Origin of the sequence: Streptomyces capillispiralis, assembly GCF_007829875.1 — a bacterium.
In the GTDB taxonomy this organism is placed as follows: domain Bacteria; phylum Actinomycetota; class Actinomycetes; order Streptomycetales; family Streptomycetaceae; genus Streptomyces; species Streptomyces capillispiralis.
This window is the reverse complement of record NZ_VIWV01000001.1, coordinates 7,855,881-7,868,283: the sequence shown is the minus strand read 5'-3', so window position 1 is coordinate 7,868,283 and position 12,403 is coordinate 7,855,881. Positions and strand designations below refer to the sequence as shown.

At 68.2% G+C, this 12,403-nt stretch carries 11 protein-coding genes and 2 pseudogenes; 6 read left to right on the top strand and 7 right to left on the bottom strand.

What is annotated here, in order from left to right; genetic code table 11:
• Nucleotides 1-205: 205 nt before the first annotated feature.
• On the bottom strand, nt 206-502 hold the full coding sequence (locus FHX78_RS34335; protein ID WP_145871239.1) for a hypothetical protein: 297 nt from the start codon (nt 500-502) through the stop codon (nt 206-208).
• A 34-nt stretch (nt 503-536) separates the two neighbouring features.
• Here FHX78_RS34335 and FHX78_RS34330 point away from each other — a divergent pair, with 34 nt between their 5' ends.
• Both FHX78_RS34330 and FHX78_RS34325 read left to right on the top strand, forming a co-directional pair.
• Nucleotides 537-770 carry a hypothetical protein gene (locus FHX78_RS34330; RefSeq protein ID WP_145871238.1) on the top strand — a complete coding sequence of 78 codons (234 nt, stop codon included), beginning with the start codon at nt 537-539 and terminating at the stop codon, nt 768-770.
• A 70-nt stretch (nt 771-840) separates the two neighbouring features.
• Nucleotides 841-1,434, top strand: coding sequence for an SMI1/KNR4 family protein (locus tag FHX78_RS34325; protein ID WP_145871237.1), 594 nt, complete (start codon nt 841-843; stop codon nt 1,432-1,434).
• A gap of 305 nt (nt 1,435-1,739) precedes the next feature.
• Here the strand turns inward: FHX78_RS34325 and FHX78_RS34320 are convergent, their stop codons facing one another.
• On the bottom strand, nt 1,740-2,345 hold the full coding sequence (locus tag FHX78_RS34320) for a dihydrofolate reductase family protein (RefSeq protein WP_145871236.1): 606 nt from the start codon (nt 2,343-2,345) through the stop codon (nt 1,740-1,742).
• A gap of 335 nt (nt 2,346-2,680) precedes the next feature.
• Here FHX78_RS34320 and FHX78_RS34315 point away from each other — a divergent pair, with 335 nt between their 5' ends.
• Nucleotides 2,681-3,082: a hypothetical protein gene (locus FHX78_RS34315; RefSeq protein WP_145871235.1), complete on the top strand. Its 402-nt coding sequence runs from the start codon at nt 2,681-2,683 to the stop codon at nt 3,080-3,082.
• A 77-nt stretch (nt 3,083-3,159) separates the two neighbouring features.
• A complete protein-coding gene (locus FHX78_RS34310) occupies nt 3,160-3,660 on the top strand; it encodes a hypothetical protein (protein WP_229924061.1) in 501 nt (166 codons plus the stop codon).
• A 25-nt stretch (nt 3,661-3,685) separates the two neighbouring features.
• Here the strand turns inward: FHX78_RS34310 and FHX78_RS34305 are convergent, their stop codons facing one another.
• Nucleotides 3,686-6,025: an NACHT domain-containing protein gene (locus FHX78_RS34305; RefSeq protein ID WP_145871234.1), complete on the bottom strand. Its 2,340-nt coding sequence runs from the start codon at nt 6,023-6,025 to the stop codon at nt 3,686-3,688.
• A gap of 328 nt (nt 6,026-6,353) precedes the next feature.
• Between FHX78_RS34305 and FHX78_RS38080 the strand changes: the two are divergent.
• Nucleotides 6,354-7,560, top strand: a pseudogene (locus FHX78_RS38080) (DUF4158 domain-containing protein); the annotation flags it as partial.
• Nucleotides 7,561-7,793: 233 nt separating this feature from the next.
• On the opposite strand, the gene FHX78_RS38075 reads toward FHX78_RS38080, so the two are convergent.
• From FHX78_RS38075 to FHX78_RS34280, 4 genes and pseudogenes are all read right to left on the bottom strand, one after another.
• Nucleotides 7,794-8,261: a hypothetical protein gene (locus tag FHX78_RS38075; RefSeq protein WP_145871233.1), complete on the bottom strand. Its 468-nt coding sequence runs from the start codon at nt 8,259-8,261 to the stop codon at nt 7,794-7,796.
• Nucleotides 8,248-8,745 (bottom strand): hypothetical protein, encoded by a 498-nt coding sequence (locus FHX78_RS34290; RefSeq protein ID WP_145871232.1) that lies wholly within the window; start codon nt 8,743-8,745, stop codon nt 8,248-8,250. Before FHX78_RS34290 ends, FHX78_RS38075 begins: the two co-directional genes overlap by 14 nt.
• A gap of 16 nt (nt 8,746-8,761) precedes the next feature.
• Complete coding sequence (locus tag FHX78_RS34285; RefSeq protein ID WP_145871231.1) at nt 8,762-9,400, bottom strand: hypothetical protein; 639 nt, start codon at nt 9,398-9,400, stop codon at nt 8,762-8,764.
• Between the two features lie 546 nt (nt 9,401-9,946).
• Nucleotides 9,947-10,869, bottom strand: a pseudogene (locus tag FHX78_RS34280) (IS5 family transposase).
• A gap of 210 nt (nt 10,870-11,079) precedes the next feature.
• Here FHX78_RS34280 and FHX78_RS34275 point away from each other — a divergent pair.
• On the top strand, nt 11,080-12,402 hold the full coding sequence (locus FHX78_RS34275; RefSeq protein WP_145871230.1) for a lanthionine synthetase LanC family protein: 1,323 nt from the start codon (nt 11,080-11,082) through the stop codon (nt 12,400-12,402).
• The last annotated feature ends 1 nt before the right edge of the window (nt 12,403 follow it).

The following is a 12,403-nucleotide window of genomic DNA, read 5'->3' as shown; positions in this document are numbered from 1 at the left end:
GGATGACGGACGTGCTCTTGGGCGGGCGCCAGCTCTGTCCCGCTCCCGTACCCGCACCCGCACCACGCGACAGCCGACCGGCTGTCCGACTGTCCGGGAACGTAGCACCGCCACGATGCCGCCGCCTCCCCGTCCGCAGGCGCCGCCGGCCTGCCGGTGTGTGCGGACGCCCCCTACCTGACATGTGTCAGGACCGCTGCGGCCGTCACCTTTCTAGAATCGCTTGCGTATTGCCCCCTGCCAGCCCAGCCGCAAGGAGCGTCATGCGTCTCAGCACCCGTACGGCCGCCACGGTGAGCGTGGCCGCTTCGCTCGTGGGCCTCGTCGGTGTCTCACCTTCGGCTTCGGCTTCGGCCTCCGGTTCATCGGAAGGCACGTACTGCTCCGTGGTCGTGGAGCGGGTGAAGCCGGGCGAGAAGGTGTCCCGGGTGAAGAGCCGGACCTGTTCCGACGACCGGACGACGGCGGCGACGATGACGAGCAGTGCCAGAACCCTGCTCATCACTTGGTACCAGCACGCCGGATACGGCGGCGGCATGACCCATGTGTATGGGGACTACGGTCCCTGCGACCGGTCCGGTTACGTCCTGGACGCCGGCATGTCGCGGTACATGATCTCCTCGTTCGAGACCTACAACAGCTGCGACGGGCAGATGGCCTCCCTCAACAACGACCCGAACCCGGTCTATTACTACGGCTACGCCACGGAATACGTGGGCGACCGGGCGAATGACAACATCGGCCACATCAAGGTCTGGGACGCCCTCTAGACGCCGTTTCTTTCGACGGCTGTCCAGGGGCGAGCGTGAGGGTGGGGTGCTGCCGTGACAATCTGCTCGCGTGAACGATCTCGTTGGTACGCAGGCCCCGGGCTGCCGTTTGATCGACCCCGCTGAGGCAGTCACGGAACTCGAACGGGCGCTGCCCGGTCTCGTGGCCCACCGCCTGCCGACCCCGGCGGGTATCGACTGGCCACGGCTGGAGAGCGTGTTGGGTACGGCTCTGCCTGCTGACTACAAGCTCCTCTGTGAGCTCTACCCGACGTTCGAGCTGAGTGACTTCCTGCGTGTCGGAGGCCCGGCGCCGGGTGCCGAAGTGGCCTGGGCCGAGGACACCGAAGACCTGGACATCGTGGCCGAGTGGTGTGCCGACGCCGACTTGGCCGTGCCGATGCGTCCGTACCCCGCACCGGGCGGCCTGCTTCCCTGGTCCTCCTCCACCCAGGGGGACTTCTTCCTGTGGACCACCAGCCCCGCCGGGCCGCAGGAATGGACGGTCACCGTCGCCTCGCGCAATGGTGCGTGGTGGCACTACACCGGTGGGGCGGTGCAGTTCCTTGCCGATCTGGTGAGCGGTGTCCTGAAGCCCTGGGCACTGCCGACAGTCCGACCTGAGATCACCTGGATCCATCGACCAGGCGGCGGTAGCAGATGAGAGCCGCAGCAAGGCCGATGAAGGCGAGGAAGTGCTCGGCCTTGCGTTGTCGGACCCGCTGCGGGCCTGGGCACCGAGGCCGCCAACACGATGCCGACGGTAACCTGGAAGCCCGGCAACGGCACGGCGCGAGCGCGGGTCAGGGACGCGCTTCAGACGGGCGCGCAGACGCCCGCTGCGCGCCCGTCGAGCGGACCCAGTTGGTCGGGACGGCAAGAACGGGCACTTTCAGCAGCGGGTTGAGCCGTGCTCCGCGCCCGCCGGCGCCGGCCCGGCGGCCGTCCGGACCGGCGGAGGTGGTGACGTCACTCAGGGGTGCCGAGCGGCGGGTGGTCGAGCACGCGGGGCTTGTACTCGACCAGCTGGATGCGGCCGTCGAAGGTGCGGTGCCCGATCATCTCGAGGGCGACGTCCGGATAGCCGTCGTAGATGCGCTCTTCGCCCGTGGCCCCGGTGATCACCGGGAACATCACGACCCGGAAGCGGTCGACGAGTCCGGCCCGGAGCAGGGACCGGCACAGGCTGAGGCTGCCGATCGTGCTGAGGAGCCCCGAGCCGCTCGACTTCATGGCGCGGACCGCCTCGACGGCGTCGTCGCGGACGAGCGTGGCATTGGCCCACGTCAGCGGCTCCTCGAGCGAGGAGGAGAACACCACCTTGGACGCCTGCGTGAGCTCGTCGACGGACGCCTCTTCCTCGGGCCTGAACTCGTCCTGGCCACTCGGTACCTGGCCCGCGGCGAAGCCCGACATCAGGCGGTAGGTGTTCGCTCCCATCAGGTAGGTGGCCTTGGGCTGCTCACCGAGCCACGCGAGGTACTCCGGCCCCTCAAGGCCCCAGAATCCGGGCCATCCCTGCCCCGATGCGCAGCCGTCGAGGGAGGTGATGAAGTCGACGAGAAGCTCCGACATGGCGGTGTCCTTTCCTGGGGTGTCACGAGTTTGGACCGGCCGGGAGCCACAAACTCATCTCCCGCGCTGTGGAATGACGAGAAACCCCATGACGCAGCAGCGGTCAGGTCGGCGGAGCTGCACTGCTTCGGAGGGCCTGGAGCCAGCATGGTCGCCGTCCGTACGGTGACGGAGGCCGCTTCGGCGTCCTTGCGGTGCCCCATCGGGCGGTCCGACCGGTCGGCCTGTGTACGAGGGCCCACAGGCCAGGGCCCCGGCGTGGTCAGGTGACGTCCGGTTTGTGGTGACTGAGTGCTTCATCTGGCTGCTGTGAGCCGTTCATCTGGCGTGCTCCTGTGCCGGACATCGAGCGCGATGTCTGCTTCTTCCTCATCGAGCACCACGGTTCTTGTGCCGTTGTCGAGACGGCGGGCGGGTTCGAGGCCCAGCTGGCGGAGCTGGAAGCCCTGGACGCCTACCGGGGCAGCAACTACACGGCACTGGTGGAGCGCTTCTTCAAGCCGGACCGGCCGACCAAGTTCAAGATCGCCCGCCGTCTGTCGTTCACCGCGACCTCAACCGACCGCAGCGTGCTGGACGCGCTGGACCACGTCCTCGCGCGCCAGTACCTCCCCCGGCCCCTCGTGGCGGACACGCATCCCACCCGCATGGACGAGAACGATGGTCCCCACGGCCGAGTCCCGAGGCCGTGTCCATCGGGATCCGGATTCTTTCGAGCCGGGGCACTGTGCCATTGAATCGGGCATGCTCATGGGACACGTTGCCCAGTGTGCGAGCGGGCGGGCGTGGCAACCGACGAGTGGGGAGCATGTTGATGGACCCGATCTCAGCAGCCGTGCTGGCTGCTCTGGCAGGCGGCATCGGCGGCGAGGCCGGTCGGCAGGCGTGGACGGCGCTGAGCGCGCTGATCCGCCGCCCGTTCCGGCACGGTGAGGCCGACGGCGCGCTCGTGGTGAGTTCCGGCGAGGCCGAACTCACAGCGCTGGCACAGAATCCCGACGAGTTGGAACGAGCCCAGCGGTTGAGCACGGCCCTTGCCGTGCGCTCCGCGCTCGACGCGGAGTTCCGCCTCGCCCTGGAGAGCTGGTGGCAGCAGGCGGAGTCGGTGCGCACAGGTGAGAGCACGGTGACGAACGAGATCAGTGGGGGCACCCAGTACGGCCCTGTCGTCCAGGGCAGGGACTTCTCCAGTCTCACCGTCACCGCGCACGCTTCGGCTGAACCCCGTGCGACGCCCGCCGACACGCACGGACCGACCCGCCCTGGCGCACAGGGCGCGACGCCCTCCGACGCGGGCAGCCCGCAAGGGGATTGAACCGGCGCCGCCGACGGGAATCGGCTTACGTCCTCCCAGCAAGGCGACGCTGCAGTTCGGCGTGGCGGAGCTGGTACGTGGCGCCGACCTGCCGCAGCACTCCCCGCCGATGCGCATCCGCGAGGAATGACATCAACCGCCATGGCACGTGGCCGCGCAGGGCGAGCCACCATCGGGCGAGCGTGAACGATCCATACCTGGCCTGGAGGAAGCCCCAGGCCAGACCGGTAGCCAGCCCGTCGGCCACCCCGGCCAGGGCTCCCCGCCACGACCCCAGGACCGATCCGACGACGAGGGAGGCGGCGAGGCCGATGGCGATGCCGCCCGCCATAGCGGTGGTCCAGAACGTGACACGGTCCTGGTCCAGTATGGTCTGCGGGTCCGCCGCGACCGTCGCCTCGACCGGCTTGGCCTCCAGTCCCGCGCCGAAGGAACCGCCGGCGGCAGCAACCACCCCCGACAGCAGCCCACTGAGCAGACCGTCCTGCAGGGTGACCGCAATACCGAGGACGAGACCGCCACCCAGGCCGGTGAGGATGCCCAGGGGTGACCAGCGCAGTCCTCGCGCCGGATGCCGGCTGTGGCCCAGGGTGACCACACAGGCGGCGGCGACAGCGAAACCGACGCTGTTGACCAGCGGCGCCGAGTCCCCCATCTCGGGTTCGCCGACGAACGCCCCGACGAAGGACGCTGCGATACCGCCCGCCAGCCCGGCCCGGAAACCACCGAGGAACCCGGGCACCAGGCCCAGCGCGAGCCCGCTGACGAGATACCCCGCCGGGCTGTGGATCCCGAGTACGAAGCGCATGCCGAGCCCGAACGCGGACCCGAGGACGCTGCCGATCAGACCGCCCGCCAGCCCGCGGTTGAAACTCCGGGTGGGTGGACTCCACCGTCGGCCGATCATCGCCACGGCGACGCCGACGAGCATGCCGACCCCGAGCCAGGCGCCGAAGGGCATCACCACACCGGCCGGCACCGCCACAAGTCCCACGGTGACTCCCGCCAGGATCCTCGGCGCCGCGTCGGGGAGATCCCACCATCTGAGGTCGGTGGTGCCCTGTTGACGGTGCTCCAGGTCACGGGCGAGGAAAGTCAGGAAGTGGGCCGCCTGCCCGCGCGTCCATCTGTGCCGTGATCCTGAGGGCCTGGCTGGGGTCCAGTGTCGCGCGTAGGAGGCGGGGATGAAGGCGTCCAGCAGATGCGCCCGGATCGCGGCGGGCGCGGGGAACCGCGAGCGGTCCAGAAGCTCGAGCGGATGGCCGACGGGGGCATGGTGCTCCTCTGGCACAAGACCCCGTTCGGAGTCCTGCCCTGGCTCCAGCGGGCGGCCGTCCGGCCCGGAGCCGTACGCGATGTCTTCCACCGCGTCCGGCGAGGGGCTGTAGGCGACGCGGGCCAGGTACGCCATCAACGGCGTCGTGAGCAACTGCCCCAGGGGATGAGGATCGCGCTCGGCGGCCAACGCGGCGAATACCTCCTGCCAGCGGGCTTCGTGGGTCGGACCGCCCGCGGAGTCCCGTAGGTACGATGCGACGGTGTCCAGGTCCAGCGGCTCGACCTCGACGCCCGCCGCGCCGGTCACCCGTACCTCGCGCCCGTTCTGGGGCCGGACGGTGGCGGCGAAGGGGGCGCTGCGCGAGCTGAGGACCATTCCGAGGTCCGAGTTGAGGCCGAGGGCGTCGTTGATCCGGGCGATCGCGCGGCCGCGCACGCGATCGGGGATCTCGTCCAAGCCATCCAGCACCAGCATGATCAAGCCGGCGTCCAGCAGTTCCCGCCCCCTGTTGGCCCCCGTCCGGCCGGGTTCACCGAGCCACGGGTAGTCGATGCCCAGTCGCTCCTCCAGCCACAGATCCAGGTCCTCCCGGTCCGGGTCCCACGAGGCGAGTGGTATGAGCACGGGCACCGGGTCCCCGTGGCGGCGGAGCGCGAGCAGGTCCAGCACCAGCCGCACCAGCAGCATGCTTTTGCCGGAACCTGGTTCCCCGAGCACGACCAGGCGGCCCGTGGGCACCCTGGCCAGCACCTTCACCAGATCGCCTCCACCTCCGGTCAGCGCTTCCGGCCCGGACGCCCAGCCGGACGGTGAGGCCGACGACTCTCGGCCGATTCCGGTCGTGGCCAGCCGGACCAGCGAACGCCAGGGCTCCATGAGCTGGGGTGCGGCGGGACGCCAGCGGACCGGAAGCGGATACGGATCGTTCAGGCGCCGCAGCGCCGCCTCTTCCCTCCACTGGCGTTTGACGGCTGACGCGAGGTCATTCGCAGCCTGGACCAGGGCCGCGTCCCCAGTCGCCTTGACCGCAGGATCGACGAACCCGTTGATGGTGACGCCACCGAGGAAGTCCCGCCCTTGGACCACGGGCCCGCCGGTCCCCGAGAACTCGTTGCGGGTTTCCCCGTCCCCCGTATACCCCTCCCCTTGTACATCCCGCTCCACGAACGTTCCCCTCGTCGTCGGCTTCGCACCCGCCCGTACGCTGCCCGCCGACCACCGCGCACGCGGCCGACGAGTGCAGATCAGGTTACTCAGATGACCCCAACTCCTTTAGGTATACGGCCTTGGGGACCAACGGAACAGCCATGAGCGCTAAGCATTTGATCTTGGTCGTCTGGCAACGTGATCGGCTCGTTTGGGGTGTTCGGCGGAAGATCTATGTTCGCTCGTTGCGACTGGTTACGTCCGCGATATGCCCGTGGAATGTCTGACTGATGAGCAGGCCACCGCATTCGGATCGTTCGCGGATAAGCCGACGAGACCCGAGCTGGAACGGTTCTTCTTCCTTGATGACGAGGACCGGAAGCTGATCGCGAAGCGGCGCGGTGACCACAGTCGCCTCGGCTCCGCTCTCCAGATGTGCACGGTGAGGTACATCGGGCTGTTCCTGGAGGACCCCTGCCCGTGGCGTGGCCGGTGGTGGAGCACCTGGCCGCGCAGCTGGAGATCGAGGATGCCTCCCGGATCAAGCGGTACACCGAGCGCCAGATGACGGCGTACGAGCACGCGTGGGAGATACGCGAGGCGTACGGCTACCACCAGTACGAGGACCACGCGCTGGGCCGGAAGTTCCGGGCGTTCCTGCACGGGCGGGCATGGACGGCGCACGCCGAGGGGTCGAAGGCCGTGTTCGATCATTCGGTGGGCTGGCTGCGCCGCAACCGGGTGCTGCTGCCGGGGGTGAGCGTGCTGGCCCGGGAGGTCGCCGAGGTCCGCAGGATCGTGGAGGAACGGCTGCACGTCACGGTCGCCAAGGAGGTCCGGCGGGCGAATGCGGCACTGCTCGGGGACCTGGTGGCCACGCTGAAGACGCCGGAGGGCAAGCGGTACTCGGAGCTGGAACGGATGCGCCGGCCGCCGACACGGACCACGGGCACGGCGATGAAGGGTGCTTCGCGGCGGGTCGAGGATGTTGCCGCGTTCCAGCTGGGGCGGGTGAAGCTGGACAAGATCCCACCGAACCGGCTGTCCGCGCTGGCCCGTTACGGGCTGGGCACGAAGGCGGCGAAGCTGGAGCGGGCCTCGGAGCCCAAGCGCACGGCGATGCTCACCGCGGTGACGCGCCACCTGGACGCGAGGCGATCGACGACGCCCTGGACCTGTTCGAGATCCTGATGGCCACCCGGTTGATCAGTGCCGCGAAGCGGTCCACGGACAAGCAGCGCTTGTCGACCCTGCCACAGTTGGAGAAGGCATCGCGGCTGGTGGCGCGGGCGGCGGCGGTGTTCATCGAGGAGCTGGAGCTCATCGAGCAGAGCGGCTGCGATGTGGACGTGGCCGCGCTGTGGGCGGCGCTGGAGGAGGTGGCCCCCCGGGCGGCGCTGTCCAGTGCGGCGGCCACGGTGGTGAGCCTGGTGCCGGAGGACGACGACACGGCCGAGGCCGCGCTGCGGGGCGCCCACGGCATCACCTCCGGTCCGCTGTTCCGGCACATCACCCGCGGCGGCACCATCCGCCCGCGCTCCGTCCCACGCGGCGACTTCCTCAGCCCCGACGCGATCAAGACGGACGCGGACAGGGTGACCGACAGATGGGTCTCACGGGTGGTGGCAGCGGGGGCGAACTCACCGCGGCCACCGCCCAATCACCTCACAGTGATCCGCGGTGGCCGCTTGTCCACGCGTGGCTGCACTCACCAGGCGATGCCGCTCCAGACGATGGTGAACCTGGTCCACTCCGCAGGTTCCTCCGCCTCGAGGCCGAGGAGCGTCGGCGCCAGCTCCTTGTACTTGCCCTTGAAGGTGATACTGCTGTAGCCGATTTCAGGGTTGATGTGTTCGAGGTTGCCCATGCCCTCGAACAGGGTCTGTCCGGTCTTGGACACGAGCTCCGCCTCGTAGGAGGCATCGCCCGTCCGCGTGAGCACCTCGCGCACGACCTGCAGGTCGACCACGTAGACACCCGTCAGAGTCGGCTCGCTCTGCGGCATGTCATGAATGGACTTCCTGCCTCCCGGATTGTCGGATATCGCCACGGGGAGCCGCAGGGCGGCCTTCCCGAAGAGCACCGTCGTACCGGACGCCTCGACCCCGAAGAGGGCGGCATCCCTGAAGGTGCTGCTGACTGCCCTTTCCTTGAGGCCGTCGTCATATGCTGCCATTTTCTGCCTCCTGCTCGTCACGCTGACGGACTATTGCCGTCGCGTTTCCCATGAATTTTCCGATCTTTCCTTCTCTCCACCACCCCCATATCCGCACCCTGTTCATATTCCTGTGACGCCGGGCACAACTTCCGCATTCCCTGACCCCCAGGCGCCGCGTGAGAAATGCGATCGCATCTCCCAGGCCGGTCGCATGCCGGGATGCCGACCGCTTGCGCAGCCGGCCGACCTGGTGTTCCAGTTCACCCAGGGTCAGGGAGAGCCCTGGAACAGGCTTTGTGCGATCCACCTCGCGGTCGCCGAGCGCTCGCACATCCTGATGGACCAGAAGCGCCTCGGCGGCGCGCCGATCACCCAGTCCGACGTATGCCGAATCGTTGCTGTAGACCACGACGGCATCGCCGACTTCGTACTTCGTGTCCACCGGTGCGCCCTCGTGGATCGGCTGACGAATCGGAATTTCCAGCCAGTGAGTGGTAGTCACGTGACCTTCTCCCCCGTCATTGACCGCAGCATCCGGCGACGGGCACACACCAGTACGCGCACTTACACCCCGCGCACGCGTGGCACTTGACCACGCACAAACCGCATCGCCCCGCAAGACAGACGAGGAAGTCAGCCCAGTTGTCCTTGCGACATGAGACGGCAGCACTGAGGCACGCCTGCCCGCAGTCCCTCGAGAGGCAGTCAAGGAGCGTGTCCCAGAAGCCTGACCTGGGTTGCAGTTTCCCGCCACTGACGCCCTGCTCCTTGACGTCGTCCAGAAAGTTCGAACTCGAGGTTTGGAGCGTGAACGCTTCCACTACCTCTGGCCCGTCGGGTTCGCCCTTCAACACGCTCGCGCACATGGCGACCAGGTTGTTTCCGTAGTTGACGCTGGTGACGATCAGACCAGATTTGACCGCGTTCACTCCCGGGCCGGCCTCGGGACCTCCCGCAGGGTAAACCTCCCTGTCCAGGTCCCAGTCTCCCCGAAGGCCGATCGGGTCCTGCTCGTCAGCCTCGGAAAGGTTGGCTCCGAGAATCGCGGGGAGAGCCTCTCGCAGCTGACCCAGTTGCGAATAGCTACGGTTCAGGCGATCCCACTCCGATTTTGCCTGATCGCCGGTAATCAGAGCGAGTCGTTCGCTCGTCGTCACAGGAGATCCCGCCATCACTTCCTCCAGCCTCGAGTACCGACTTGGGATACGCGTACAACACCCCCGGAATCCGCGTACTCCTTCAGTGTGCGCCCGCCTCGCCCAAAGCGCATCCGCTGAGGCCGGTAAAAATGTTGCCGCGCAAGGCTTTTGTTGTAGGGTCAATAATTGACATTAAATCAATCACGTTGTGTGGATGAACATTTCACGTACAGTCAACTCTTTGCGTGGCAACAATGGCGATAACTTGACTCGCCAATGCGCTTGCCGCTTGCCGCTTGCCGCTTGCCGCTTGCCGCTTGCCGCTTGCCGCTTGCCGCTTGCCGCAAGGATGATCCTTGTCAAGAAGACCCTGCCCACGCATGGCCCTTTTGCTGTGATCCCAGCGATTACGCGGTCTCGACCTTTACGGGAGCAGGGGCTTGATCAATCCCGAGCCGTGCAGCACGTCAGGGTGTGACCGGTGGGGGCACGGAGGGTTAGCCAAGTTGAGCCCAAGAGACGCCGCAGGATGATGCCGAGGCTTGGAGAGGTGGCGTATGAGGCTCAGGCTCCCCCGCGATCGCCCCCGCCGGCCCCCGCGGACCGAGAAGGTGGCCAGCATCCGGGATCCTGGGCACGAGTGGTTTCCAGGCGATGGCGGGTCTCACCCGTTTGGGTGAGCCCAGGTTCTCCCGTGAGCTCGCGGGACATTTTGTTAGCCATCGCCCAGTGGATCATTGCCCGGGACCTCTGCGGGAGGGCTTCGTAGTCCCGCGCCAGGCGGCGGTGCTGCATCAGCCAGCCGAAGGTCCGCTCGATTACCCACCGTTTCGGCAATGGTTCGAACCCCTTCGTTCGTGGTCGCTGCACGACCTCCACACCGACCCCCAGCTGGCGCCGTGGTTGAGAATGCTGCTCTGGTAGCCGCCGTCGGCCCAGACCTTCGACACGGTGGGGTGGGCTGCGGCCAGGTCGTCGAGCAGGAGCTTGCCGCCGGTGGTGTCGTGCACGGACGCGGCGGTGACCAATACGGCCAGGACCAGGCCGAGGGTGTCGGTGATGACGTGCCGCTTGCATCCCTTGATCTTCTTGCCGGCGTCGATGCCCTGGCTGGTCTCGGCCACGTTTGCCGAGGTCTTCACGCTCTGCGCGTCGATCACGGCCGCGGTCGGCTGAGTGCTGCGGCCGTGGGATCGGCGGGTCTTGTCCCGGAGCAGGTCGTGGACCTGCTGGGTGGTGCCGTCGGCTTCCCACTTGGCGTAGTAGTCGTAGACGGTCTTGTACGGCGGGAAGTCGTGGGGCAAGTACTCCCACGGGATACCGGTGCGGTTGACGTACAGGATCGCGTTGACGATCTCCCGCAGGTCATGCACTCGGGCCGCTGTGCCGGGTCCGGTTCGCCTGGCTCGCCAGGCGGCGAAGACCGGTTCGATCAAGCTCCAGCGGGCGTCGGAGACATCACTGCGGTACAGGCGACGAGCACTCACACCTCGCCCAACGATCGCCAACACCAGCAGTCACAAAAACATCCCTAACTACCAACTACGTAGATCAGATGCCCTCTTAGACCGGCTGTTGGAGACCGGCCTCAACAGGGACGGCCCGCCGGTACAGGTGCTCCTGCGACGCAGTCACCTGCTTGAGGCCGGAGTGGTGCCCCTCTGGGCAACCCCCGATGATCATGGGAGAGTGAGTCCATGACGGCACCGGAAGCCAAGGTCATGGCGGTCGACGAGGTCGAAGGACTCGCGGTGGACGGGCTGCGGTGGCTGACCGCGGCGGCGCGGGAAACTCCCGACGGGAACCTCGCCTGGCCAACCAGGCTCTCGGACGAAGACGTCGACCCGATGCTCTACAGCGGTACGGCCGGTGTCGTGCCCGTGCTCCTGGAGGCGTGGCGGCACTTCGGCGACGACTCCTACGCCGATGCCGCCCTGCGCGCCGCCCGCGGCCTCGCGGACTCCGTCGACGGCGTCGACGACGACTCCCTCTACTTCGGCCGTACCGGAATGGCACTCGTCCTGCGCGTGGTTCACGACGAACTCGGCGACAAGGCCGCCGGCACCGCCGCCGACCGAGCGCTGGAACTCGTGCGCTCACGCTTCGACGGAACCCGCTGGGGCGAGCTGTTCGAGCTGATGGGCGGCAACGCGGGGATCGGCCTCGGCGCACTCCTGGCCGGCGACGCCGAACTGGCGGTCCTCGCCGTGGAGCCGTACCTGCGGACGGCGGAGCAGACCCGTGCGGGCGTCCACTGGGCCCACCGCACCGGCACCGACTCCCGCCTGCACCACCTCTCGCACGGCACGCTCGGCATCGCCCTGGCGCTCGCCCGGATCGGCCGGGACACCGGCCACGCGGACCTGGTCGAGCTGGCCCTGGCCGGTGCCGCGGACGTCATTGCACGTGACGAGGCGGGGTCGGAAGGCTTCCTGGTGCCGCACTCCACCCCGCAGTACCGGCCCGACGTGATCGAGCCCGTCAGCTACGGCTGGTGCCACGGCCCGGCCGGTGACGCCCAGGTCTTCCGGCAGCTGCGGGACATCACGGCCGACCCCGCCTGGTCCGCCCTGTCCGACCGCTGCTGGCACACGGTCACCCGCTCCGGCCTGCCCCGGCGGCTGCGCCCCGGCTTCTGGGACAACAACGGCCGCTGCTGCGGGACCGCGGGTGTCCTCGCCCTGGCCTGTGACCGCATCGCCGAACAGCGGGACCCGTACGGCTTCGCCCACACCCTCGTCGCGGACCTCGCCGCCCGCGCGATTCGGGACGGCGACGGCGCCCGTTGGTCCAACGTCGAGCACCGAGCCACCCCGAGCGACCTCGAACCGTGCACCGGTTGGGCGATGGGCAACGCGGGCATCGTCCGTGAACTCCTGCGCTTCGTACGGCTGAGCCGCGGGGGCGATCCCCGGTACGCGTTCGCCTGGCCGGACCAGCCGCCGGTGCACGCCCAGGCGGATGCTCATTCCGGGACTGCTGCGCCACCGCCCGCGCCGGCGCCGCTGAAACGGGCGTGAT